This is a genomic window from Pseudomonas sp. TNT2022 ID1044, assembly GCF_028656895.1.
GTDB classification, from domain to species: domain Bacteria; phylum Pseudomonadota; class Gammaproteobacteria; order Pseudomonadales; family Pseudomonadaceae; genus Aquipseudomonas; species Aquipseudomonas reinekei.
In genome coordinates this window covers 18,089-43,059 of sequence record NZ_JAMDHB010000014.1, presented here as the reverse complement: position 1 = coordinate 43,059, position 24,971 = coordinate 18,089, and the positions used below count along the sequence as shown (strand labels likewise).

22 protein-coding genes are annotated in these 24,971 nt (G+C 61.3%); 7 read left to right on the top strand and 15 right to left on the bottom strand.

Annotation, left to right across the window (positions count from 1 at the left end; all coding sequences use genetic code 11):
- Window positions 1–65 precede the first annotated feature (65 nt).
- Window positions 66–1,991 (top strand): pilus assembly protein TadG-related protein, encoded by a 1,926-nt coding sequence (locus tag M5G20_RS18170; RefSeq protein ID WP_273920215.1) that lies wholly within the window; start codon window positions 66–68, stop codon window positions 1,989–1,991.
- Here M5G20_RS18170 and M5G20_RS18165 read toward each other — a convergent pair.
- Window positions 1,976–4,729: an ATP-binding protein gene (locus tag M5G20_RS18165; RefSeq protein WP_273920214.1), complete on the bottom strand. Its 2,754-nt coding sequence runs from the start codon at window positions 4,727–4,729 to the stop codon at window positions 1,976–1,978. The two genes, M5G20_RS18170 and M5G20_RS18165, sit on opposite strands and share 16 nt — an antisense overlap.
- On the bottom strand, window positions 4,726–5,166 hold the full coding sequence (locus M5G20_RS18160; RefSeq protein ID WP_273920213.1) for a TadE/TadG family type IV pilus assembly protein: 441 nt from the start codon (window positions 5,164–5,166) through the stop codon (window positions 4,726–4,728). The genes M5G20_RS18165 and M5G20_RS18160 overlap by 4 nt, the downstream gene beginning before the upstream one ends.
- Window positions 5,167–5,241: 75 nt before the next feature.
- Between M5G20_RS18160 and M5G20_RS18155 the strand changes: the two genes are divergently transcribed.
- Both M5G20_RS18155 and M5G20_RS18150 read left to right on the top strand, forming a co-directional pair.
- Window positions 5,242–5,712, top strand: a complete 471-nt coding sequence (locus M5G20_RS18155) for a prepilin peptidase (protein ID WP_273920211.1) — start codon at window positions 5,242–5,244, stop codon at window positions 5,710–5,712.
- A gap of 116 nt (window positions 5,713–5,828) precedes the next feature.
- On the top strand, window positions 5,829–6,620 hold the full coding sequence (locus tag M5G20_RS18150) for a response regulator transcription factor (RefSeq protein ID WP_273920210.1): 792 nt from the start codon (window positions 5,829–5,831) through the stop codon (window positions 6,618–6,620).
- 77 nt (window positions 6,621–6,697) lie between these two features.
- Here M5G20_RS18150 and M5G20_RS18145 read toward each other — a convergent pair whose 3' ends face one another.
- Genes M5G20_RS18145 through cpaB form a run of 8 tightly spaced genes read right to left on the bottom strand, consistent with a single transcriptional unit; the run spans window position 6,698 to window position 14,193 of the window.
- Window positions 6,698–6,973 (bottom strand): DUF3613 domain-containing protein, encoded by a 276-nt coding sequence (locus M5G20_RS18145; protein WP_273920209.1) that lies wholly within the window; start codon window positions 6,971–6,973, stop codon window positions 6,698–6,700.
- Between the two features lie 12 nt (window positions 6,974–6,985).
- Window positions 6,986–7,699 (bottom strand): hypothetical protein, encoded by a 714-nt coding sequence (locus M5G20_RS18140; RefSeq protein WP_273920208.1) that lies wholly within the window; start codon window positions 7,697–7,699, stop codon window positions 6,986–6,988.
- A 10-nt stretch (window positions 7,700–7,709) separates the two neighbouring features.
- Entirely contained in the window at window positions 7,710–8,588 is an 879-nt protein-coding gene (locus tag M5G20_RS18135; RefSeq protein WP_443218307.1) for a type II secretion system F family protein, read from the bottom strand.
- An 8-nt stretch (window positions 8,589–8,596) separates the two neighbouring features.
- Window positions 8,597–9,481, bottom strand: a complete 885-nt coding sequence (locus M5G20_RS18130) for a type II secretion system F family protein (RefSeq protein ID WP_273920205.1) — start codon at window positions 9,479–9,481, stop codon at window positions 8,597–8,599.
- A gap of 10 nt (window positions 9,482–9,491) precedes the next feature.
- Entirely contained in the window at window positions 9,492–10,772 is a 1,281-nt protein-coding gene (locus M5G20_RS18125) for a CpaF family protein (RefSeq protein WP_150735685.1), read from the bottom strand.
- Window positions 10,769–11,956 carry an AAA family ATPase gene (locus M5G20_RS18120; RefSeq protein WP_273920204.1) on the bottom strand — a complete coding sequence of 396 codons (1,188 nt, stop codon included), beginning with the start codon at window positions 11,954–11,956 and terminating at the stop codon, window positions 10,769–10,771. The genes M5G20_RS18125 and M5G20_RS18120 overlap by 4 nt, the downstream gene beginning before the upstream one ends.
- Complete coding sequence (locus M5G20_RS18115) at window positions 11,953–13,224, bottom strand: type II and III secretion system protein family protein (protein ID WP_273920203.1); 1,272 nt, start codon at window positions 13,222–13,224, stop codon at window positions 11,953–11,955. The genes M5G20_RS18120 and M5G20_RS18115 overlap by 4 nt, the downstream gene beginning before the upstream one ends.
- Window positions 13,225–13,245: 21 nt before the next feature.
- Window positions 13,246–14,193 (bottom strand): Flp pilus assembly protein CpaB, encoded by a 948-nt coding sequence (gene cpaB / locus M5G20_RS18110; RefSeq protein ID WP_273920202.1) that lies wholly within the window; start codon window positions 14,191–14,193, stop codon window positions 13,246–13,248.
- Window positions 14,194–14,517: 324 nt separating this feature from the next.
- Between cpaB and M5G20_RS18105 the strand changes: the two genes are divergently transcribed.
- Both M5G20_RS18105 and M5G20_RS18100 read left to right on the top strand, forming a co-directional pair.
- Window positions 14,518–14,715: a Flp family type IVb pilin gene (locus M5G20_RS18105; RefSeq protein ID WP_273920201.1), complete on the top strand. Its 198-nt coding sequence runs from the start codon at window positions 14,518–14,520 to the stop codon at window positions 14,713–14,715.
- An 85-nt stretch (window positions 14,716–14,800) separates the two neighbouring features.
- A complete protein-coding gene (locus M5G20_RS18100; protein WP_150735680.1) occupies window positions 14,801–15,214 on the top strand; it encodes a response regulator in 414 nt (137 codons plus the stop codon).
- Between the two features lie 522 nt (window positions 15,215–15,736).
- Here M5G20_RS18100 and M5G20_RS18095 read toward each other — a convergent pair.
- From M5G20_RS18095 to M5G20_RS18080, 4 genes are all read right to left on the bottom strand, one after another.
- Complete coding sequence (locus M5G20_RS18095; RefSeq protein ID WP_273920200.1) at window positions 15,737–17,407, bottom strand: ShlB/FhaC/HecB family hemolysin secretion/activation protein; 1,671 nt, start codon at window positions 17,405–17,407, stop codon at window positions 15,737–15,739.
- Between the two features lie 138 nt (window positions 17,408–17,545).
- A complete protein-coding gene (locus M5G20_RS18090) occupies window positions 17,546–19,069 on the bottom strand; it encodes a collagen-like triple helix repeat-containing protein (protein WP_273920199.1) in 1,524 nt (507 codons plus the stop codon).
- 355 nt (window positions 19,070–19,424) lie between these two features.
- The gene (locus M5G20_RS18085) at window positions 19,425–20,279 is read right to left on the bottom strand and encodes a MaoC family dehydratase (protein ID WP_273920197.1); all 855 of its coding nucleotides are present in this window, start codon (window positions 20,277–20,279) and stop codon (window positions 19,425–19,427) included.
- Between the two features lie 2 nt (window positions 20,280–20,281).
- Entirely contained in the window at window positions 20,282–21,634 is a 1,353-nt protein-coding gene (locus M5G20_RS18080; RefSeq protein WP_273920196.1) for a 3-oxoacyl-ACP reductase, read from the bottom strand.
- Between the two features lie 194 nt (window positions 21,635–21,828).
- On the opposite strand from M5G20_RS18080, the gene M5G20_RS18075 reads away from it, so the two are divergent.
- The gene (locus M5G20_RS18075) at window positions 21,829–23,106 is read left to right on the top strand and encodes an acetyl-CoA C-acetyltransferase (protein ID WP_273920195.1); all 1,278 of its coding nucleotides are present in this window, start codon (window positions 21,829–21,831) and stop codon (window positions 23,104–23,106) included.
- Between the two features lie 190 nt (window positions 23,107–23,296).
- Window positions 23,297–24,088, top strand: coding sequence for an AraC family transcriptional regulator (locus tag M5G20_RS18070; RefSeq protein ID WP_273920194.1), 792 nt, complete (start codon window positions 23,297–23,299; stop codon window positions 24,086–24,088).
- A 119-nt stretch (window positions 24,089–24,207) separates the two neighbouring features.
- Here M5G20_RS18070 and M5G20_RS30310 read toward each other — a convergent pair whose 3' ends face one another.
- The gene (locus M5G20_RS30310; protein WP_408002978.1) at window positions 24,208–24,936 is read right to left on the bottom strand and encodes a methyl-accepting chemotaxis protein; all 729 of its coding nucleotides are present in this window, start codon (window positions 24,934–24,936) and stop codon (window positions 24,208–24,210) included.
- Window positions 24,937–24,971: the final 35 nt, after the last annotated feature.

Here is a 24,971-nt window from a genome sequence, read left to right as displayed (position 1 = left end):
CCTTGTCTACACTGTTTTGACCAATGGAGGTTGCGCTCGGCAACGCGCCGGCAAAGGAGTGCGCCATGTCTCCCCGCATGCAGTTTCGCGGCCCGGCCCGGCAACGGGGGGCAATCGGTTTGATGGCGGCCGGCACCCTGGCGCTGGCGCTGGGGTTCACGCTGCTGGTGATCGATACCGGCAGGCTGTACATGGAGCAGCGAAAGCTGCAACGGGTGGCGGACACTGCAGCACTCGAAGCCGTGAGCCGCGATGGCAACTGCAAGTCCGGGCAAAGTGCGACCACCTACGCCACCCAAAGCGCGACCCGCAACGGTTTTACCGTGAGCGCGGACAATACGCTGATCGTCAGTTGCGGCACCTTGCAAACCGGTGCAGAAAATCTTCGCGCGTTTGTCGTCGACGCCACTAAAACCGCTGCGGTCCAGGTCATCGTCAGCCGCCCCGTCACCACCAGTATTGCGGCCGGTATTGGGGCGCTGCTCTCCGGTGCACCGGTCAGCCTCACGACCCGACTCGATGCCACCGCTGTCGCCGCCGAACCGAAGATCACCCTGGCGCAACTGAGTATTCGCAGTACCCTGTTGAGCGTCGACAGTGCACGATCAAACCTGTTGAACCCGCTCTTCTCGACGCTATTGGGAGGCAACGTCAACCTGACCGTTGGCGGCTGGGACGGCTTGGTCAAGACCGATATCAACCTGCTGAAATTCATGGACCAGCTCGCCATCGAACTGGGCGTGTCGGCGGGAAACTACACGGCGCTGCTGAACACGCAAGGTTCCGTCACCAAGTTCATCAAGGCAGCCGCCAACGTGGTGAACCTCAACGGGGCCTCGGCTGAGGTCAAGACCGCCCTGACCAACCTGCAAGTGGCGGCCACCGGCGCTTCGCCGATCAAACTGGGTGATTTACTGACGCTGCAAACCGGTACGCAAGAGGCGGGACTGGATGCCACGGTACAGCTGTTTCAGTTGATTCAGGGTTTCGTTCAACTGGCCAATAAGAACAGTGCGGTGAACGCCGTGTTACCGGTGAACTTGTTGGGCCTGGCAGGCGTGACGACCTACATAAAAGTCATTCAGCCGCCGCAGTTCTCTGCGGTGGGTGACCCGGCGCTAGCGAAAGTCGCGCCGCTGGGGGTGAACAGGATTTATGTGAGTACGGCACAGATTCGTGTTTTGGTAGCGGTTGATTTGTCATTGATCGATGACGTTATGAAGGCAATCAACTTGATATTGAAGCCGATTGTGGCTCTGATTAACACGTTGCTGGCACCTGGCTGTATTTTCGGCGACTGCACTCAGACAGACTTGCAACTACTACCCAATGGCTTGAGCCTCGATCTCGGACTGGAGGTCGGCAAAGGCACTAGTTATGTCACCGACTATTCCTGCGCCACCCCGACAAGCAAAAGTCTGACTGCCACCACTGAGATTTCGACCCTGCAAGTCAAAGTCGGACAGATCAACGACGCGATCTGGCTCTCATCTTCCTCGGCGACAAGCCTGTCACCTTTGGCCTTGGTCGATATCGGTACACAAAATTGCAGAAGCCTATCTGACTGCGATCCGAGAATACCCTTCGGCGGTGGTGGAAGCGAAATTATGATCGATAGTCCGATTGCCGGAAAAACTGAGGCCAATTACACCTTTATCAACCCCCATGAGATCAACGTGTCACCGATCCCTACTCACTCCGTGACAATCTCTGGAGTGGTGGGCAGCTTGAAAAGCACTTTGGGGGGCGTCGATTTGATTGAACATAAGCCGAATTTCGGCAGTCTGCTGGGTGCTCTGCTCGGCACATTGTCGTCGGCGCTCTCTGATGTTATTGGTCTATTGGCTTCGGCCATCAGCGGTTTGCTCGCGCCGCTGGTCGACCCGATTGTCGACAGCTTGCTGGTGAACCTGGGCATCGACGTCAACAAGGTCGACGTCGGCTTCAACCTGACCTGCGGCGAGAAAGGCAAAGCCTACCTGGTAATCTGATCCGCCGGCACAACCGGCAGTTCGATGCAGAACCGCGCGCCCTCGGTGGAATTCCTGACGCTGAGTTTGCCGCCCATGTTCTCGACAATGCCGTAACTCACCGATAACCCCAGGCCGGTGCCGACGCCCACCGGTTTGGTGGTGAAGAACGGTTCGAAAATCCTTTCCAGCAAACGCTCGTCAATGCCGCCGCCATTGTCCTCGACCCACAGTCGCACCGACTGCTCGTGCCGCTCGGCGTACACCGCAATCCATGGTTTGAATTCAGGATGGCTTTCGCGTTTGCCGAGCAATGCATCCCGCGCGTTGACCATCAGGTTGATCAGCACTTGTTCGAGCTGATCGACATAACCGCGTACCTGCACTTCAAACGCGGTTTCGCTGATGCGCAGATCGACGCCTTTGCCGCGCATGCCCTCGGCCAGCAGTGACAGCGTGCCTTCGATGGCCTGGGCCGGGTTGAACGGGTGTTGTTCGATCTCCGAGCGACGGCCGAACACGCGCATGTGGTCGACCACGCGCGCGGCGCGTTGCACTTGCGTGTCGATGCGGTTGAGCTTGTCAGTCAGGTAGTCGACCTGCACGTCGCCGTTGCTCAGGCGCTTGAGCACATTGACGATGGCCATGCGCATCACGTTCAGCGGCTGGTTGATTTCATGGGCCAGGCCCGTGGCCATTTCGCCCAGCGTGGCCATTTTCGCGCTTTGCGTGAGTTGCTGTTGGGCGCGGCGCACTTCGGTGTTGTCGCGGCCCACGGCCTGCACTTCGAGCAACTGGCCGTGCGCGTCGAACACCCCGCGATCGGACCAGACCCACCAGGCGTGCTCCCGGCCCGGCAGTTGCAGATTGATTTCCGCGGTGCTGACCGGGAACTCCGGGCTCAGTTGGCTGAGGCGCTGGAGGAAGGACTCACGCTGTTGCGCGGACATCCAGCTACCGAGATTAACCCCCGGCAATTGCTCGGGCGCACACTCCAGATAGGTCGCCAGTGGCCGGTTGCCGAAGGTCAGCGTCAGGTCCGGCCGGTAGCGGCAGATCATCGCCGGAGAGTCTTCCACCAGAATCCGGTAGCGCTCTTCACTCTGCTTGATTTGCTCGGTGGCCAGGGTGACTTCGGTGACGTCCAGCCACAAGCCGACGGCCTCCACCGGCAGGCCCAGGTCATCACGCAGCAGCTTGGCTTCGTCGAGGATCCAGTGGTAATCACCACGATGGTCGCGCAACCGATAGCGGACGCGCACCGACCCTTCGCGCAGCAGCAAACGGCTACGTTCGAAATAGCGGTCTCGGTCTTCGGGATGCACCTTGTCCACCAGCGCGGCACCGGCACAATCGGCGAGCGCCCAGCCGAGCAGCGGCAGCAGACTGTCACTGTAGAAGGTCGGTTGCAGCGCGCCCTCGACATACTGCTGCACGTAAATCACGGCCGGGGAACTGGCGATCAGATTGTCCAGCCGCGCATGAGCGGTGGCTGCTTGTTGCTCCTGGTTCTTGATATCGCTGATGTCGAGCATGAACCCTACGAGGCGACGATGTTTGCCGACACCCAGCGCCTGGCCTTGCAGGCGATACCAGACCGGGGTGGCTGCTGCATCGGGGCGATACAGGCGCACGCACAGCAACAGAGGGAGGCTTTCGTCCTGCAACGCTTGCAGGCGACTGCGCAATTCTTCGCGGTCGGCGGGATGCACTTGGTCAAGCCAGTCGTGCAACGGCAAGCGGGTATCGACAAGATTCAGGGCGCTGGCCAGGGAAGGTGCCAGTTGCACCTGAGCGGTGTCGCTGAACATCTCCCACCAACCCGTGCCGAGCAGGGCTTGCAGCGATTCCAGACGCTCCAGTTGCAGATGATGGCGGTGCTCGCGCAGGCGCTCCAGCAGCGGGCTGGCGAGGGCTGCGGCGAACTGCAACCAGTCGCGCTCGCCGACGTCCGGCGCTCGTTGTTGCACCGTGTAGCAGCCGCACAATAGCCAGGCGACCACGCCTTGGGCATCGTGATAAGGCACGGCGAAACCCTCGGCATTGCCAAAGATGCTTTGCAGGCGAGGGTGTTCGATCGGGTTCAGCGCTTGAGGCGCGGAGCCGTTCAGGCTATCGAGGCCGGTGCCCAGGCGCTGAGCGTTTTGCCACAGGCGGGGCGCATCGAACCCTGCATAGTGCTGATGGATCTGCCAGCCCTGTTCCTCTTCATCGAGCAACGCCAGGGCGATACACGGGATGTGAAAACGCTGGGCCAGGCTTTGCAGTTGATCGGTCAGTACATCGGGTAAACGCGACAGGCTGCACAGGCGCAATTGCTCGCCGATGTGCACCGCGAGCAACTGGCATTGCTCACGCAGACGCGATTGGCGGCGGTCAACCAGCAGGTCACCGATGTCCAGCAACTGCAGGAGCCAGGCATCGGCCTGGGGCTGAATCCAGCCGCGCAGGTGCAACGGCTGGCCGCTGAGGCTGTAAAAATCCAGATCCAGATTCTGCCCCTGCCAATCAGCGGGCACGCCCTCGACCACCAGGCTGCAATGGGGCAGGAGAAAATCGAGCAGGTGCGGCGCGCGCGCGGTGGGCGTCTGCTGCGCCAGCGAATGCCGTAACGGGCCGGTCAGATGCAATACGCGTCCTTCGGCATCCAGATGCATCTGCAGGCCGATGCCGTGCACGCTCGGCGGCTCCGGGAGTGGCTGAGGCACTGGCGGATGGCGATTGAGCAGACGCCCGAAGAGTTTGTCGCCGGCACTCAAAACTGCAGGCTCGAACTGGCGGTGAGCGTCGCAGGCAAATCAGGCACCTTGCCGATCCCGGGCAACGTCAGGAACGGGATGACCGCACTGAGTTTGTTGGTGGGGTAATTGATGCTGACCTTCAGCACACCGGCCGTGTAGGTGGTGGTGGCATCAGTGTCGACATTGAAGTTCAGCCCGGCCGGAATCCACGCCAGTTGCCGGGTCAGTTCCTCTTTGACGACGGTTTTGAGTGCCGCTTCATAACCCGGCGTGTTCGGGTCCAGCGCCACGCTGCGGCGTATGGCTTCGGCGGTCGACTGGTTGAACGACTGCATCAGCAACAGCGGCAGGCTGTACGTGACAATTCCGTAGAACACCGCGAAAAAGATGACGAACACCAAGGCAAATTCAATCGCGGCGGCGCCTTTTTGTTTGCGGGGGAGGCTGGTTTTCATGAGTGCGTCTACCCTGACCATCACGAGGTAATGTCAGCATAGAATCATTCAGCCAAAACGGACGTTTTTTACCGGATGCAGAGCATTGTCTTACTGATCTGGCTGACGCTATGCGCAGCGCAGGATGCACGACAACGGCACATCGCCAATGGTTTGACCGTGGGCGCAGGGGCATTCGCATTGGCGTATCTGCTGTGGAGCGGCAGCACCTGGCTGGGCGCCCCCGCGGAGCAGGGCGGCTGGGCGGCGTTGCTCGCGCTGGCATTCACGTTACCCGGTTACGCGCTGCGAAGGCTCGGTGGCGGCGATGTGAAACTCATGATTGCGTTGGGGCTCGCGACCGACGGTCGGCATGTATTGGGCGTATTTATCGGCGCAGGCTTGGCCAGTGTGTGTTGGCTGCTGCTGGCGCCAAGAGTCTGGCTTTATATCGGTCAAGGGCTTAGAGATCGTCTGCTTTATCTGCAACCCGGAATGTCAAAAAAACAACCCTTCGCGCCCTTCCTGTTGATAGGGTTGTTGCTCACATTTGCCTGGCTCCGCTAGTCGTGCGGTTTTGTACAGAGTCAAAAAATACGACTACTTTCATACAACAACACGTTGTACAGCCAGCGGCTGTGGGTACAGGAACGGTCAGCCTTTGACCATGCAGGGAGTTGCACGTGAACAAGCGTACCTCGGCAGTAAAAATCCTTGTGGTCGACGATGAATCATTGATCGTTGAGGAACTCTGCGAGTTTCTCGAGGACAGCGGTTACCGTTGTGTGCCTTGTGAATCCAGCCATCAAGCCATCGAACGTTTCAATGAAGACACCGATATCGGATTGGTGCTTTGCGATTTGCACATGCCTGGCCTGGACGGGATTCAACTGGTTCAGGAACTGCAACGCCTGTCCGGCAAGCACCGTGCGTTCGAAGCAATCATGCTCACCGGGCGTGCGGACAAGCAGGATGTGATCAAGGCGCTGCGCGCCGGGATTGCCGATTACTACCAGAAGCCGATTGACCTGGATGAATTGCTCGAAGGCTTGCGGCGTCAGGAAGTGGCCTTGCAGGAGCGGCACAAGACGTTGCAACTGGGGCATCTGAATCAGAAGTTGCAGTATCTGTCTGAATCGATCGATGACCTGTATCAGGACCTCGACCGGGTTCGGCGTGCTCCGTTTGTGTCGGGCACCGTGGATTCGGAAGATGGCGCGGTCAGTGAGGCCGATCAGGTGGAGATCCCGGCGATTTTCAATCAGCTGTCGCCTCGCCAGCTGGATGTGGCGCGGCTGGTGGGCAAGGGGCAGACCAACTATCAGATTGCCTGTGAGCTGGGGATTACCGAGAACACGGTGAAGTTATATGTGTCTCAGGTTTTGCGGTTGACGCATATGCATAATCGGACGCAGCTGGCTTTGGCGTTGTCGCCCAGTAATTCGGGGATGCGGCAAAGGGTTACGGCGCACTGATTTCTTGTTTGTACACTGATCAACTGTAGGAGCCGGCTTGCCGGCGATGGCGGCCTGCCTGGCACCGCCATCCCGGTCTATTGCCCCGACCCACTGTCCACCGCCCCCCCGGCATCCTGATCAAAAAACTCCGGAATCTCATGCTGATAGCTCTTGAGCCAGCGTTGCATGCTCAGTTCCCGCTCAGTCGCGGTGGCAGTCTGTTTTTTTTGCGAGGCGGCCGCGTTGCTGCTTTGCAGTTGCAGCCAGCCTTCGGTTTCCTGTTGTTGCGGTGAGGCGGGGCCGGGGTCGATGGCGTGGGTGGTGAGGGGCAAGGCCAGGAGACCGAGGCAGCAGAGGGTGGCGGGTTTCATCCTTGAATCTCCTTATTGAAGGGTCGCAGGGGTGACAGCAGCGACTTGCGCGGCGGCGGTCGAGGCGGGTTTGGCTGGGGTCTTGAGTTTTTCCGCACGGGCCTGGGCTTCGGTGACCTGGGCCGGACTCAGGCCGAGGCGGCTGACCAGTTCGGCGGCGCGACTCCAGTCATCCTGGTAAATCAGCAGCGTCACCAGATTTTGCGCGGCCAGGGTGTCGGCTTGCCTGAGCTCCATGGCGGTGAGGAATTCGAATCGGGCGTCTTCCACCCGCAGCTGGTTGAGGTACACCACGCCCAGGTCATTGCGGATTTTTTCGTCGGTGGGGGCCAGTCGCGAGGCTCGTTGCAAGTGCGCCTGCGCCAAGCCGTTGTCGCCCCGGGCGGCGGCGAGTTGGCCCAGGCCGTGTTCGGCTTCGGCGGCCAGGCAGCTGCCGAGCAGGCTGCGGTACAGTGGCTCGGCTTCGCTGCGGCCGAGCAATCGGTAGACCTTGGCTTTGCGCAGGCGCACGTCGGCGAGGTTGTCCGGCAGGCTTTGCAGGTTGGCCAGGCTGGCGTGCAGTTTGCCGTCCTTGGCCATGTCATCGGCCAGGTTCAGCGACAGCTGTTGATCGGAGCTCAGCTTGCCGCAACTGGCGGAATCGGTCAGCGCGCTCCAGGGTGTTTGACCGGTGCTTGCGCAACCGCTGAGCAACAGCAGACTCAAACCGGCAATCATTGCTTTCATCACGATCCCTCTACGAAGCAAAAGCCCGGGCCAGGGCGGTGAGCCCCGGGCCGGCCAGGACGATCAATAACGCCGGGAAGAGGAACAACATCATCACGACGGACATTTTGGCGGACATCTTGGAAATGTATTCCTGCAGACGTGTCAGGCGCCGGTCATCGAGCAGCTGCTTGAGCGCCAGCAGCGATTTCATCGCGCCGCCACCCTGATGAATCAGCTGTTGCAGGATCACGCAGGTGTCGGTGAACTCATCCACCGCGAGCAGGCGCGAGGCCTTGTTCAGTTCTTCGGCCAGTTCCAGGCCCGAGTCGACGCGGGTCAATACCAGGCGCAATTCATGGGTCAGGATCGGTAGCAGTTGCTTGCCTTCGCTGCTCAGGACACGCAGCGATTGCTCCACGGCCATGCCCGACTCAAACAGAATGCGCAGCAGCGGAATAAAGGTGGAAATCTCGATCGCCAGTTTTTTCTGCCGATGGTGGGCGGCGGCGGCGAGCAGGCGTTTGGGCAACAGATAACCGATGCCGAGGGCGAACGCCGGGACGATCCACTGGTTGGCCACTTGCGGGAAGAACAGCCCCTGGATCAGCGCACTCAGGGCCAGTGCCAGCACCGGAACACCCACCTGGCACGCGGCGAAGATCGCGCGTTTGCGTGCGGTACGCCAGCCGAGAGCATTGAGCAGCGTTTGGGTTTCGTTATCGAGCCTGACCGATTGCTGGCCGACGCGGCTGCTGCCCAGCGCATGCAGCCATTGGCTGAGGCGGTTGTCGACCGGAGCCTTGCCATCCAGCCTTTGCACCACCTGGCGAGCACGCCGACGCAGCTCCAGCACGACACTGAACAGCATCAGCGATGCCAGCAGAAACAGCAGCGAGCTCAGCAGCATTGACGGGTTCATAGGCTTCGCAACATCCGCCACAGCGCCACACAGCCGAACACCTGAAAGCCCAGCGCGGCGATCAGCATCGTTTGCCCCGAGCCGTCGTTCCACATGGCCAGCAGGTACGTGGGATTGGAGATCAGGAAATAACCGGCGAGGGCCACTGGCATCGCCGCCAGAACCACCGCCGTGACGCGGGTTTCGCCGGTCATGGCGCTCAGTTGGCGCGCCGCCTGCTCGCGTTCGCGGATCATCTTGATCAGGTTCTCCAGCAGCTCGCTGGCATTGCCGCCGTAGCGATGGTTGACCTTCAGCCCGAGGGCGAACAGACGCAGTTCATCTTTGTCGTAGAGCTCGGCGAAGTCCGAGGTGGCGTCGGGCAGGCTGACGCCCAACTGCACGTTGCGCTGCACCCGGCCCAAGGCATTTTTCAGCGGATCCTCGGCGGCATTGATCGCACCCAGCACGGCGTCGGCGAGGGTGCGTCCGGATTTCAGGCTGCGTACCGTGTGATCGAGCAGTGACGGCAGCTGTTCGATCATGCGCTTGAGTCGGCGTTGATAACGCCATTGAATAAACACCCTCAGCAGCAGGGGTGGCAGCAACGACGCCAGCAGCAAACCGCCCCAGCCGCCCGCCACTCCACCGATTAAAGCCAGCAGCCCCCACAGCGCCAGCCACTGCCCAATCCGCTCAGTCGGCCGTCCCAGGCCGGCGCGCAAAAAGGCCCGCTCCAGCGCCGTCCATGAGGTTTTCTGCACAACCCGTTCCGGTTGCCCCTGGCTCAAGCGTTCCAGCACGCGCTGGGTGCCGGGCTGACGCAAGCCGCGATAAAGGAGGCGCGCCGACAGGCCGAGCAAGAGCAGGCAAACGAGGATGAGCAGCAGCGGTTTGAGCATGCCGTGGCCTTCAGTACGCCGTGGGAGAAAACGCCGACTCGCGACGCAGTTTGTCACCGGCAGGGTTGATCGCCTCGCGCAGAAAACCGAAGCCGTTGCGTCGGTCGAGGCGGAACAGCGTGTTGGTCACGTATACGTCTTCGCGGATGCCGATCACCTCCACCACTTCGCTGACGCAGCGCCGGCCATCGGGCATGCGTGTCAACTGAATCACCACGTCGAGCGCCGCGCAGATCATCTGGCGCAAGGTCCGTTCGGCGATGCTGCGCCCCGTCAGGCCGACCAGGGTTTCCAGGCGCAGCAAGGCGTCCTGGGCATTGTTGGCGTGTACGGTACTCATCGAGCCGTCGTGGCCGGTGTTCATCGCGGTCAGCACATCGACCACTTCGACACCGCGGATCTCGCCGAGGATGATCCGGTCCGGGCGCATCCGCAGGGCGTTACGGATCAGGTCGCTGGCCTTCACCTCGCCATGGCCTTCGGCATTCGGCGGACGGGTTTCCAGACGCACCACGTGCGGGTGGCCCAGTTGCAGTTCGGCGACGTCTTCAATGGTGACCAGGCGTTCATGAGGGTTGATCAACTGGCTGAGAATGTTCAGCAGCGTGGTCTTGCCGGTGCCGGTGCCGCCGCTGATCAAAATATTGCAGCGCTTGCCCACGGCTTCCTGGAGGAACTCGTAAATCGACTGATCGATGGTTTGCATGGCCATCAGGTCGGTGCTCTTGAGCATGTCCTGGCGGAATTTTCGAATCGACAGGCAAGGACCGTCCAGCGCAATCGGGGGAATGATCGCATTGACCCGGCTGCCGTCCGGCAGGCGCGCATCGACCATCGGCGAAGACTCATCGAGCCTGCGGCCCAGCGGCGCAAGAATGCGCTGGATGACACGCTCGACGTGGTGTGCATCGATGAAACGCAAGTCGCTCTGGTGCAGCACGCCGTCACGCTCGATGAACACCCGGTGGGGGCCGTTGACCAGAATTTCGGTCACCGCCGAATCGCGCAGCAGCACTTCCAGCGGACCGAAACCGGTGAGCTCGTCGACGATTTCTTCGGCCAGACGCTCCATCTCGTAACGGGAAATCGCCAGGTGCAGGCGCGCGATATACTCGGCGACTTTGTCGATGACGAACTGCGACAGCACTTGCCGCGAGCCTTCCAGCAGGTTTTTGCCCGACTCTTCGATGGCATCGATGATGTAGCGGTGCAGCACCAGTTTCAGGCCTTCGTGATCGGTATTGCCGGTCACCGCGCGCGGGCTGGCGCCGAACAGTTTTTCTGCGTTCATTGCGCACCTCTCAAGCGACTGAACCAGGACTTGGGTTTGGCCAGGCTTTCGGAGCGTTTGGCCAAGCGCTCACCGAGGACGCGCAGGCTTTGGGTGAGGACTTCTCGCGGCGCCAGTTCGAACAGGGTCACGCCCTGGTTCTTGGCGTTCAGGCGCACCTCCGGGCTGTAGGCGAGGGTGGCGATGATTTCCATGCCGAAGCTTTTGCCCAGGGCTTGTGAATCCGGCGCCACGGTGCGCAAGTATCGATCGACCAGCAACTTGGCGTGATCGAGCTTCATGCCTTTTTCACGCCACAGGTTGAGCACCGCCAGGTTGCGGCGGCAGTCGAGCACGTTCTGGTCGGTGTACCACAACAGCTTGTCGCAGTGGCTGACGAAGGTGCGCAGGGCTTCACTGTCGGGCTGGCCGGTGAGGTTCACCACAATGTGCTGGAAGTGTTGGCGCAGGGCGCTGAGCAGCATGTACAACTCGGCGGCGCTGGTGTGTTCCAGCGGTTCATCGTTGCTGGCATAGGCGAGCATACTCAGCCCGACTTCGCAGCGGGTGAAGGCGCTGTCGATCAGCGTCGCATCGAGGCGGCGGACATGGCGCAAGGCATCACCGAAATGAAACGAACTTTCCAGGCCGAGCAAGGCCAGGCTGTCGCCGCGAGGCAGTCCAAGGTCGAGCAGCAGCGTTTGCTGGCCGCTCTTCTGCACCACTTGCGCCATATGGTTGGCCAGCAGCGCACCGTCGGCATTGCTCTGCACGCCGTACAACACGGTCAGGCCGCCCAGGTGATTGCTCGGCGCCACGGCGGGCAGGCGCTTGCTCAGGCGCCTGACCAGCCCGGCGACTTCACTGGAGCGCGAACCATAGGCGACAAAATCCCGGGCGCCGGCGCGCATGGCGTTGAGGACCAGTTGGTTGTCCATGCCGTCGCCGAGCGCAACGATGGCCAGCATCGGTTTGGCTTCCAGCGCGCCTTCGATCAATGCGCACTGCGCGACCACGTGTTCACGGTCGAGGCCGACGAACACCAGGTTGGCGAATGTCACGTCCACCAGCGCCAGCAGTTCGTCGAGGCTTCCGGCACCGGCACTGACGACCTGGCCCAACGGGGCGAGGGCGCCCTGCAGCCACTCCAGATCGGTGCTGTTGCGCGTGATTGCAAGAAAGGTCTGACTGAGGTTCTGGCTCATTGCGATAACCCGCTGCGTTTATCGAAGTTGCCGTTTTCGAGGAAGTACAGGCGATACCAGTTCGGGTCGTAATTGCGCAGTTTTTCACCGGGCAATGACGGCAATGGCGCATTGGCGGCCAGCGGTTGAACCAGGTGCGGCGTGACGATCATCAGCAGCTCGCGTTCTTCGCGGTTGATCGAGGAGTTGCGGAAAAACGCGCCAAGAATCGGGATGTCGCCCAGTCCCGGAAACTTGCTGACTTGCGACGCGTTTTGCGTGCTGATCAAACCGCTGATCACGAAGCTCTCGCCGTCGGCCAGCGAGATGCTGGTGTCGGTGCGGCGGATGGTGAAGGCCGGGACGGTGGTGCCGCCGATGGTCACGCCATTGTTGTAATCGAGCTCACTGACTTCGGGGGCGACCTTCAGGGAGATCCGGTCATTGCTGACCACGGTAGGGGTCAGTGTCAGGCGAATCCCGAACTCCTTGTATTCGATTGAGTAACTGTTGCTGTTGGCGCTGGGTACCGGGATCGGTATTTCACCACCGGCCAGGAAGCTTGCGCTCTGCCCGCTGAGCGCCACCAGGCTTGGCCGCGCCAGGGTGTAAGCGAAGCCGCTGCCTTCCAGGGCGTTGACGATGCCAAGAAACTTGCTGCTGCCGCCGCCCCAGACGATGTTGAACATGTCGTTGGCCAAGGGAATGCTCGGCGCGGCGATACGCGGGTCGATGTTGAACAGCGGCACCACTCCCGGGGTGACGCCGGTGTTGGGCACCGTACCGGGCGCACCGAACAGGAAGTTGTTCGAGCCCTTGCCGTAGATCGACGTCCCGGCTTCCTTGAGCTTGGTGCGGCTGACTTCGACGAAGCGGATATCGGTCTGCACTTGCGAAGGCAACAGCGGGTCGTCCGATGGCATCCGCGCGGCGCTGGTCATGGCGGCGGTCGCACGGCCTTGAACGAACACCATGCTTTGACGCGGATCCTTGGAGCAGGCCGTCCAGACCATCAGGCTGGTGGCGCCGGAAGCCACGCCGGTCAGCAGAAAAGCCTGATTGCCATTGACCCGCACATCGGCGATTTTCGGGTCGCCTACGGCGATCCGGGTGATGGCGACCGGCGATTGCAGTTCCTGTTGCTGGCCTTCGCCAACTTCCAGCACCGCCGGCAACGAGCCCAGTGCCGTGCAATGACTGCTGGCAGCCAATGCGGCCGAGGCCGGCAGGCTGCCCAGCAAGGTGGCCCAGATCAAGCCGCTGAACAACGGCGTAAAACGTCTGCGCATTAAAGTGCGTCCTTGCTCGATTCAGGGAGTTTGTTGAGTGATTTCATTGCCGCGAATAACTTCCACACCGGCCTTGCGGGGGGCGGCTGCGCCACGGCTGGCGATCGGTTTGGGCGGTGCTGTCATGGCCAGTTGGTTGAACTGCACCAGTTCGCGATTGGCGTTGGCGATATTGGCCGGTGATTCGCTCTCTCCGGCCCAGTAGCGCGACAAGCGTTTTTCTTCGGCGCTGCGCACGGCCAGGCGCAATACCCCGGCCTGCGCGGCGAGCATCAGACGACTCATGAGTTGTTCGGGCACCGCGAGCAGCACGGTGCGGGCGCTGGCGCGCTGTTCCTGGCGGGTTTTTTCATCGCTGTTGTGCGTCGGGCTGGCGGGTTGACCGTCATTGGTCAAACCCATCTGTTGGCCCACCCCCAGCACACGCAAGGCTGGCACCACGAGTTGCGCCGAGGGCTGCGGGTTGTTGGTGTCCAGGCGCAAAAACAGCAGCACATCGACGTAGTCGCCCGGTGTCAGTTGCCCGCCGGCATTGATCACTTCATCCACGGCGACGGCCAGGGCGCGCTCGTCGGGGCGAATCATCCGCGCCAGTTTGCTGCCGGCCTCGAAGCTTTCGTCGCTGAGCCAGCTACCGGCGCTGAGGGCGCGCCATGGTGCGCGGCCGATGGCTTGATCGAGGCGAGTCAGGCTGCCCGCCGGGACCGTGAGGAGTTTTTCCAGGGCCACGTCGGCGGCGGTGATTGGCATATACGGCGCGACGTCCCGCTGCAGCACCACGACCGGTTTGCGGGTGGGGTCTTCTTCGAGGGGCACGAGTGGTTGAACGCTGGTAGCGGGCGTAACGCTCCCGGTTTGCGCAACGGGTGCGGCGACGGGTTGGCGGGTCAGTGTGAAACCCCAATACCCGGCAATGACTGCACCCACCAGAGACAATCCGGCAAGACCGAGGATGACACGGCTGTTCATGACGGCTCTCCCTTTCCTGCTGCTCGAAGACTCGTTCTATTTCAACGAGAAAACTTCGCAATCAGGCAGCTATGAACATAAAACGATTTCGCTATTTGACCGTAGTCCAGCTAGAGCAAAACGCCATTACCCAGAGCGAAAAATCCATTGAAAGTAAAACATTACGATGAAATGCAAGGCTTTTTGGCGTCAACGAAACGACTAATACTTTCGTATTAATGCGTTTTTACAGTTGTTGGTACCCGGAATGCCGACAATGCTGATGCTGGCATAGGGGAATCATGTTGCGACCGTGCAACACCCGTGGTCTCAGGGAGAACTGTCATGTCTATTGCCAAGCTGATTCAGAAGGTCAAATCCGAGGTCGTTTTTTACAAAGGTCTGGCCAAGGATACCGAGGGCGCCTCGGGTATTGAGTATGCGATTGTGGCGGCCATGGTCGCGGTGGTTATCGCCGGACTTAGTGGCGACATCGGCACTGAAATCACATCGGTGTTCGGAAAAATCAAAGACGCCTTGTGAGTGATTACGCGAGTTCGTTTCGGCAATTTTGCATTGCTGAAGGCGGGTTCCGATGTCCGTGCTTAATCCATTTCAGGTGTTGCCCATGAGTGCTCCAGGACAGTCACGCCAACAACTTCTTCTGGTCGATGACGAGGAGGATGCAGTGCTTGAGTTGGCGGAGTTGCTGGAGGGTGAGGGGTTCAATTGCTTCACGGCGACATCGGTCAAGCTGGCGCTGCAACACCTGACGCGGCATCCGGATATTGCGCTGGTCATCACGGATCTGCGCATGCCGGAGGAGAGTGGCATGTCGTTGATCAAGCGGTTGCGTGAGCATACGTCGCGTCAGCATTTGCCGGTGATTGTGATGTCGGGGCATGCGGATATGGATGATGTCAGTGACATGCTGCGGTTGCAGGTGCTGGATTTGTTTCGCAAGCCGATTTATCACGTGAGGTTGTTGGAGACGTTGAATAATCTTTTTCCTTTGCCGCAGGTTTATTTGGTCAAGGGGTGAGGACTTGGCGGCCTTGTAGCCGACCAAGTGCTGTTGGGTTTTGTGTGTATATCCGTTGCTGCGGTAACGGCGGCTTATGGTTTCGCCCTTACGGCGAGTCCCTTTTGTCAAACGCCACAAAAGGAACCAAAAAGTCTCGCCCCTTTCGTACGGCCCCTCGCTTAGGCTCGGTGTTCCTTCGCTCCGGCATTCATCCGGGGGCATCGCCTCCGGTCTGCTTCGCGACGACCTCCTCTCGATGTGTGCGGCTTCGCCGCACGGCGCTGCGCGCCCACCCCCGGATAAACGCCTCCACTCAGCCTGCCGAGGGGGCGGGTGGATCAAGATCAAAAGCGGCAGGCGAGCTAACGCTCGGCCTGTGGAGTGGTGAAGAGCGTGGGGGTACTCGGAACCGGCTTGCTGGATGGCGGCCTGATTGCCGACCAGTTTCTCGCAGATACGCCCAGGAATCTGTGGGAGCCGGCTTGCTGGCGATGGCGTCCTGACAACCAACCAATCCCTCCCGGATACACCCCATCCACCCTACAGCTGATAACTGAAACTAATGCTGTACCGCGGCTTGCGATTGAACGTGTCCAGCGCTTCATCCGACATGGGTTTGGCTGCTTCCAGTGCAATGTTGTAGTACCTGGCATCGCCAAATCTCAATCCCACCGCCGCCGATGACATGTCATTACCTTTGACCGGCAGTTCGTTGAACCAGGTTTTGGCCCGGTCCAGCACCACATAGGGTTGCAGGACCCTGAGCCATTTCCAGTCGCGGTTGAAGCTGTAGTTCACCTCGTAAGCCACCCCCCAGCCCTTGTCACCCGAAGCCTGGTCGTCGGGGTAGCCGCGGCCGAAGTTTTGTCCGCCGAACACGGCGCGTTCGCTGTCGGGCAGGGTGTCGTCGCTCCAGTACAACGCGGCCGATACCACGCCTTGCCAGTTGTCGAAGAATTTATCGCTTTGCACCCCTGACAAACGCAGCCGGAAGAAGTCCAGGTCCAGCGCGCTGTTGTTGGTTTCGGCGCCCATGCTGTCGAGGCCCTGATACAGCCCGCCACTGAGGATGCGCAGTTGTTGCGCATCGGCTTTGCGCCAGTCGCTTTCGAACGCCAGCGCGCGGATGTCGGTGCGTTCTTCGACGCTCAGCGGGAAGCCCACCACTTTGTAGCGGGTCTTGTCGTTGACGGCGTATAACCGCGCACCGGCGCTGAGCAGTTCGTTGGGTGAGGCAATGACCGGATGGCTGAAGCCGATTGAATAGCGGTCGTTTTCCCGATGGGGTTTGAGTTCAATGCCGTTGTCGAGCTGCACATTGGTACCCGGGTCGGCGCGGTAGCGTGAGGCGGATAGCGCCAGTTGCGTGCCTTCGGCATTGAGGAACTGGTTGTAGTCCAGACGGTAGTAATGCTCATCGTCATCCCCCGGGGGAAACAGGCCGCTGAGGCTCAGTTGTTCACCCATGGCGGTTTGTGAATTGCTGCTCACGCCGAGCAAGGCCTGAGTGCCGTTGCGGTTGTCGTCGGTGGTGCTCAGGCTGCTGGTGAACGGTTTGCGGCTGGCCTGGGCGATGAGGTCGGTTGCGCCATCGGTGGTGCCCGGTGGTGGTACTTGTGCTTGCAAGGTCACGCCGGGGATGCGGCTCATCAGCGTGGTGTAGCGTTCGAAAGTCTTGCGGGTCAGTGGCCGTTCGGCCTGGAGTTTGGCCACCAGTTTGTCGAGCAGGCCTTTGACCCGCCCGACGTCGCCCTGCAGTTGATAATTGCGGATATAGCCTTCCACCAACACTACCCGCGCCACGCCGTTATCGAACGTCTGCTGGGGCAGAAACGCGTAGGACAGCAGGTAGCCATCCTGTTGATAACGACGGGTGATATTGCGCGTCGCTTCGATCAGGTCGGCCAGGCTGGATTCGTGGCCCAGCAGCGGTTGGTAGATCGCGGCCAGTTCGCTGAGCGGATAGATGGTCCCGCCTTCGATCTGCACGGTCTTGAGATTGACTTTGGTGCCCATCATCAACGGTTGCGCTTGCGCGGCGCCGGGTTCCGGCACTTGCAGAGGCGCGGCCGTCGGGCGGTAGGCGTCAGCGGGCAGGTTCGGTACGGGCAGGTTGCGGATGGTGTCGTTGCTATTGAGAAAGCTGGGAAGGGTGTCGGCGAAGGCGGTGCAGCTGAGGGGCAGTAACAGCAGGCAAGCAACAATGCGCATAAGACTCTCCCTGTTCAATCCGCGGTATCGCGAGGATCTCCGTGACCCAAAGAAAAAGGCGGAAGACTGACTGGAATCTTCCGCCTCCAACCAAGCGTAGGCGCTGTAGGTAAGGCCGTCGAATCGGCCAGGTGCAATTCAGCGATTCTTTCCTCCCAGTGCGCCGGTCAACCCACCCAACACACCGCCCAGGCCACCTGTGGTGCCAGTGCCGGTGCCGCCGTTGACCAGCCCGCCGACTGCCGCGACGGTGCCGCCCACGGTGGTGACCGTGTTGCCGACTGCCGTCACCACCGGGTTGGCGGTGCTGCCGGCAATCGCTCCGCCGAGGCTGGCGACGGCGCCGCCGGCCTGGCCAGTGAGGCTGGCGACCGGAGCGCCGATGCCGGTGGCGCTGCCGATGGTTTGGGTCAGCCCGGACACGCCGGTAGTGACTGGATTAATGGCACCACCGACGAAGGTGCCGACGTTGGCAAGCGCTGCGGTCGGGCCAGTGTTGGCGATACCGCTACCGCCCAGTGCGCCTCCCACCGACGCGATCAGATTACCGCCGGCAACGCCGTTCACACCGGCTGCGCTGACCACGCCGTTGGTGTTGCCGATGTTGAGTCCGCTGCCGACGTTGACCACCGCGCCACCGACGGTTTCCAGCAGGCCGGTGCCACCCAGGCCGCCGCTGCCGCCAGATCCGCTGCCGTTGGCCACCAGGCCTCCGACTTTGCCAACCGTAGTGCCGGTGTTGCTCAGCGCGCCACCGACGGTGTTGGTCAGTGGGTTGCCATTGCCGGCATCGGTCACTTTGTCGCCTACGCCATTCACGGTGTCGCCGACTTTCTGAACGATACCCTTGAGCGGATCGCCCAAACCGGTGGCGTCGCCGATCTTGTCGGTGGTGCTCTCGACCATGGCGATCACCGGCACCAGTTTGTTGCCGACTTCCCGGGTCACCGAGCCCAGCGGGCCGCTGGTGGTCGCGGTGCTCAGGGTGTCGCCGAGCATGGTGACTTTTTCGCCGACGCCATCGAGCACCGGGGCCACCCGGGTCACTACGCCACCCACCACCGGTATGCTGCTGGTGGTGGTCGCAAGTTTGCCGCTGACATCGGAAACACCGTTACCGAGATCCTGCACCACGCCACCCACGGAGGAGGCGGTAACGCCCAGGCCGTTCGGGTCGGTGCCCAGTTGGCCCAAGCCATTGGCCACGCCGTCACCCAGTGTGCTGACCACATTGCCGGTGGTGTTCACCACGCTTTGCACGACACCACCGACCACCGGAACCGAGCCTAGCGAATCGCCGATCTGCCCGACTCCGTCACCGACGCCACCGACGGTGGTGCCGACATCCTTGATCAGGGTGGTGGTTACCAGCGGCGTGCCTGTTGGATTGGTCGGATTGGTGGGGTCTGTCGGGTTGGTTGGATTGGTTGGATTGGTTGGGTCAGTGGTGCCGCCACCGCCCGTGCCACCTGTCCCGCCTGAGCCTGCGGTGCTGTCTGAACCACCGGCTGCACCACCAGCGCCCGCAGCGGTCTGGCCGTCGGGTGAGGAGCTGTCGGAGCTGCTGTGATGACCGCCACCGCCGCTACTGCAGCCGGCGAGGCCGAGGGAGAGAACGAGCGCCAATGCGGTTGCTGATTTGCACCAAACTTGAGCTTTCATAAGTAAAATTCCTTGCACCTGTAACAACGTCGTTGTCTTCGATGGCTGACCGGTTCTGTCGCCGGCCATGCCTTCGTCCGTTGTCCACATAACAATCGCAAGGGCTCTACAGCGCCACTCTCCACTTGGTATTAAGCCCTTTGATTAACGCGCGCGCGTGCTGCCTAAGGGCTAATACCTAGGGTATAGCCGCGGATAAAAAGGCTTTTGAAATCAATGAGGGTGTAGTTGCAGAGGGCAGAGGCGAGGGCGCTGAAAACTTAAGTGATATATACACAATTAACGATGTTCCGGCAGCGCCTGCAGAGGATCCGTTCCACTGCAGGTATCGCCGAAAGCTGCAATTTTTTATCTGTCAGGTGACCGGCCGCCAGTGCCCGACCATGTGTTCAAGATCTCCAGCGCCGATCAACTGCAATTCACCACTGGACCCCGCAGCGCTAGCCAGTAGCGCCACTTCGCTGGGCAGGCGTACCGGTTTTTTGAATTGCACCGCGATCTCGATGTTCGCCGCCGGCAAATGATCGGCCAGCGCGGCCAGTGTGCGAGCCTTGTTCCATAGCCCGTGGGCGATGGCCGATGGGAAACCGAACAATTTAGCGCTGGCCGAGCTCAGGTGAATCGGATTGTAGTCGCCGGAAACCCTGGCGTATTGCCGGCCAATATCCGCAGGTGCTTTCCATTGCGCCACTTGCGTGAGCGTCAACGTCGACGCGAGCAGGTCCTCCATGGACTCGCCTTCGAGCTTGACCCCTCGGCACAGCATCTGGCTTTCAGCTTCCCACAGCGCGCCGAGTTGATCATCCAGGGTGGTCACCAGATCGAACGTCGCACCCTTGGCGTGAGGTTGCAGGTTTTGCACGTGCACACTGACCCGCGCCCGACTCACCCCACCCATGGGGCGCAACACGCGAATGCGATTGCTCAGGTGAATCAGCCCCAGCAGCGGGAACGGAAAGTCCTTGGCGGTGAGCAGTTGCATCTGCAAAGCGAAGGCGAGGATGTGTGGGTAAGTGGGAGGCAGCAGGCCGTTGTCGGTAAAACCGCAGACCTTGCGATAGGCCGCCAGACGTTTCGCATCGACATCCACCCAGCAGCGCAAGCCCGAGGTCGGCAGGGTGGTGCCGGTGATTTTCCGACGCGTTGCCGCGTGTGCATACAGCCCCGGCAGGCCGGGTTCGCGATTGAGTGTGTGCCAGTCGATCGTCATGCCTAAGCCCCCAACACACTTTGCCCGCAAACCCGCAAGGCTTGCCCGGTGAATGCGCCGGTGCCCGGTTGAGCCAGCCAGGCCACCGCTTCGGCGACGTCTTGCGGCAAGCCGCCCTGGCCCAGTGAGCTCATGCGCCGCCCGGCCTCGCGCAGGCCGAACGGGATGTGGGCGGTCATCTGGGTTTCGATAAAACCGGGCGCCACCGCGTTGATGGTGATGCCCCGTGTCTGCAACAGCGGTGCCCAGGCTTGCGCCAGCCCGATCAGGCCAGCCTTGCTCGCGGCGTAGTTGGTTTGCCCGCGATTGCCGGCGATGCCGCTGATCGAGGCCAGCAGAATCACCCGTCCGTTGTCGCGCAGGGTGCCATTGTCGAGCAACGCTTTGGTCAACACTTGTGGCGCGTTGAGGTTGACCGCAAGCACCGCGTCCCAGAATTCCGGGGTCATGTTGGCCAGGGTTTTGTCGCGGGTGATGCCGGCGTTGTGCACCACGATATCGACGCCGTCGGGCAACTGTTCAACCAGTTGCGTGGCAGCGTCTTCAGCGCAGATGTCCAGCGTGACGCTGCGTCCACCCAAGCGTGCGGCGAGGGCTTCCAGATCATTTTTGGCCGGTGGCACGTCGAGCAGGATGACGTCGGCACCGTCACGGGCCAGGGTCTCGGCAATGGATGCGCCGATGCCCCGCGCTGCCCCGGTGATCAGTGCCTTGCGTCCGGCCAGCGGTCGCGTCCAGTCCGTCACGGGCGTATCGCAGGGGGTCAGGCGAATCACTTGCCCGGAGACGAACGCGCTTTTCGGTGAGAGGAAAAACCGCAGCGGACCTTCCAGTTGATCCTCGGCGCCTTCGCCGACGTGGATCAGTTGCAAGGTGCCGCCGCTGCGCAATTCCTTGGCCAGTGAGCGACTGAAACCTTCGAGCGCGCGTTGGGCACTGGCGGCGAACGGATCGCTCAAGGTCTGCGGGTCACGACCGAGAATCACCAGATGCGCGCAGTGATCGAGGTTTTTCATCAGTGGCTGGAAGAACTCGCGCAGCTGTTTGAGCTGATCGGTGTGCAGCAGATCGCTGGCGTCGAACACCACCGCTTTGAGTTTCGGGCCGTGGCCGGGAATCCATTGCGTCGCCATCGAAGGCTCGGTTCCGTAGCCGTAGATCGCATCGGTCAGGCGATTGGCAAAGGCGCTGACGTTCTCCGCCAACGGTCCGCCACCGATCAGCAACGCACCGTCGACCGGGCGCAGCCGGCCTGCTTGCCAGCGCTCCAGCCGGGTGGGTGCAGGCAAGCCCAAGGCCCCGACCAGACGATGGCCGATGGAGGAATTGGCAAAGTCGATATAGCGGTCAGACATGGAACGCGCTCCGGAAGCTGGGGTTCAAAGTGTGGACCACGAATGGCAATCAGTCGTTCGATCCACGAGATAAGGCCTACGCTTGATCACAGCAGCGTAGTTTGTCGCAGGAACTTTGGGGTACGCGGACCCTGTGAGCGCGCTCGCTCCACAGGGTTCGGTGTTTACATTGGACATTTCATCAGGGGCTTTTCATGACTCAACTGCGTCGCGTCGCCATCATCGGCGGTAACCGGATTCCCTTCGCTCGGTCCAACGGGCCTTACGCCACGGCCAGTAACCAGGTGATGCTCACCGCCGCGCTCGAAGGCTTGATCGAGCGCTACAACCTGCACGGTCAGCGCATCGGCGAAGTGGTCGCCGGCGCGGTGCTCAAGTTGTCGCGGGACATGAACCTGACCCGCGAATGCGTACTCGGTTCGCGCCTGTCTCCCGCCACCCCGGCCTATGACATCCAGCAGGCGTGCGGCACCGGGCTGGAGGCGGCGTTGCTGGTGGCGAACAAGATTGCACTGGGACAGATCGAGTGCGGCATCGCCGGGGGCGTCGACACCACCTCCGATGCGCCGATCAGCGTCAGTGAAGGGCTGCGCAAAATCCTGCTGCAGGCCAACCGCGCCAAGCGCACGGGCGACAAACTGAAAACCTTCCTGCAATTGCGGCCGCACCATCTGATCCCCGAGTTCCCGCGCAACGGCGAGCCACGTACCGGGTTGTCGATGGGTCAACATTGCGAGTTGATGGCGCAAACCTGGAACATTGCCCGCGAAGAACAGGATCAATTGGCCCTGGAAAGTCATCAGAAACTGGCGGCGTCCTATGCCGAAGGCTGGCACAACGATCTGATGACACCGTTCCTCGGCCTCACCCGCGACAACAATCTGCGTGCGGATTCGACCCTGGAAAAGCTTGCCTCGCTCAAACCGGCCTATGAAAAAAGTGCCAAGGGCACGCTGACCGCGGGCAACTCCACACCATTGACCGATGGCGCGTCTCTGGTGTTGCTGGGCAGTGAGCAATGGGCCAACGAGCGCGGCTTGCCGATTCTGGCGTACCTGCGTGACGGCGAGGCGGCGGCGGTGGATTTCGTCAACGGTGCCGAAGGTCTGTTGATGGCACCGGTCTACGCGGTCCCGCGTTTGCTGGCGCGCAATGGCCTGAGCTTGCAGGACTTCGACTACTACGAAATCCACGAAGCGTTCGCCGCGCAAGTGCTGTGCACGCTGAAGGCCTGGGAAGACGCGGATTACTGCAAAACCCGCCTTGGCCTCGACGCAGCGCTGGGCTCTATCGATCGCAGCCGACTTAACGTCAAAGGCAGTTCACTGGCAGCGGGGCATCCGTTTGCTGCCACGGGGGGACGAATCGTTGCCAACCTGGCGAAGTTGCTGGATGCGGCGGGGAAAGGGCGGGGACTGATCTCGATTTGTGCAGCGGGTGGGCAGGGCGTGACCGCCATTATCGAACGCTGATTTCTGATTCGGAATGGAATCCTGTAGGCGCTGGCTTGCCAGCGATGGGGACGGCCCATTCAACATCCCTGTTGCCTGGCACACTGTTATCGCTGGCGAGCCAGCTCCTACAGAGATGGCGGTGATTGAATAGACGGGCGACATGGCCTACCGTCGGCCCATCTGCCGTCTCGCAACACAAGGCCAGTCAATGCCGACTAACGGACAAATGTCCCTCGAACGAACCATTCCGCCCCTTACAGTCCTGCCGCGCCCACTGTTTGCCCGGGTCGAGAGCCTGAACGCCGGTTCGTGGACCCCGCCCCATCGTCACGATTGGGTGCAGTTTTCCTACGCCATCAGTGGCGTTCTCGGCGTGCACACGGCGGAGGGCAGTTTTTTTGCACCGCCACAATGGGGGATCTGGATTCCGGCGGATCTTGAGCACCAGGTGGTGACGTCGATGCGCGCCGAGATGCGCAGCCTGTATGTGCGCCGTGAGGATTGCCAATGGGCGGACGGGCGTTGCCGGGTGCTGGAAGTGACACCGCTGGCGCGGGAGTTGATCAAGAGTTTCTGTTTGCTGCCGGTGGAATATCCACAGGGCGATAGCCAGGAGGCACGGCTGGTGGGCGTGTTGCTGGATCAACTGGCTGGTTTACCGGAAGTCGGATTTTCCCTGCCATTGCCCCGCCATGAACGGTTGTTGGGGCTATGCAACGAGCTGATCGAAAATCCCGAGCGTAACGTGACATTGCAGGCGTGGGCGGAACGTTTGGGAACGTCGGAGAAAACCCTGATGCGGTTGTTTCAGCGGGAAACCGGGTTGAGTTTCCGCGGCTGGCGCCAGCGTGCGCGCCTGTTGTCGTCGTTGAGTTTGCTGGAGGAGGGCGACAGTGTGACCAATGTCGCGCTGGCGTGTGGGTATGACTCGACCTCGGCGTTTATTGCCGCGTTCAAAAGTCTGTTCGGGTTTACCCCGGGAGAGTTGTTCCGGCAGTGAGGGCTCCATCGCTGGCAAGCCAGCTCCCACAGAGAATGATGTGCGCCGCATGATTTCGGCTCGACGCATAACCTGTGGGAGCTGGCTTGCCAGCGATTGACCGTGCAGCGGTCCGCCGGTCAGGTGCGGAAGCGGCGCACCAGGCCATCCAGTTCATTGGACAACCCGGCCAGGCTTTGCGAATCCAGCCGCGCCGAGTTCGCCAGCTCAGCCACCAACTGCGCATCGCCATGGATCTGGCTGATGTGCCGGTTGATGTCTTCGGCGACCTGATGCTGCTGTTCCGCCGCCGTTGCAATCTGCGTGTTCATGTCGCGAATCACATCCACCGACTCGCGGATCTGGCCGAAGCTGCTGCGGGCTTCGCCGATGCGTGACACCGACTGTTGCGACACTTCCAGGCTCGCGTGCATTTGCTGCGTCACCTGGCTGGTGCGCTTGGCCAGGTTGCCCAGCAGCCCGTCGATCTCCGCGGTGGAATCAGCTGTGCGTTTGGCCAATGCCCGCACTTCGTCCGCCACCACCGCAAAACCACGGCCCTGCTCACCGGCCCGCGCCGCTTCAATGGCCGCGTTCAGCGCCAGCAGGTTGGTCTGTTCGGCGATCGAGCGGATGGTACCGAGGATCGACTGAATGTCATTGCTGTCGCGCTCAAGCTGTTGCATCGATTGCGCGGACTGTTCGATCTCCTGGCTCAGGCGATCGACGCTGCTCACCGCCGCGTCGATCTGTTGCTGGCCTTCGCGGGCCTGACGCTGGCCGCTGTCGGCGGACTCGGCGGCCTGGCTGCACGAACGCGCCACTTCGTTGGCGGTGGCGACCATTTCGTGGAACGCCGTGGACACCATGTCCACTGCCTCACGCTGGCGACCGGCGGCTTCGG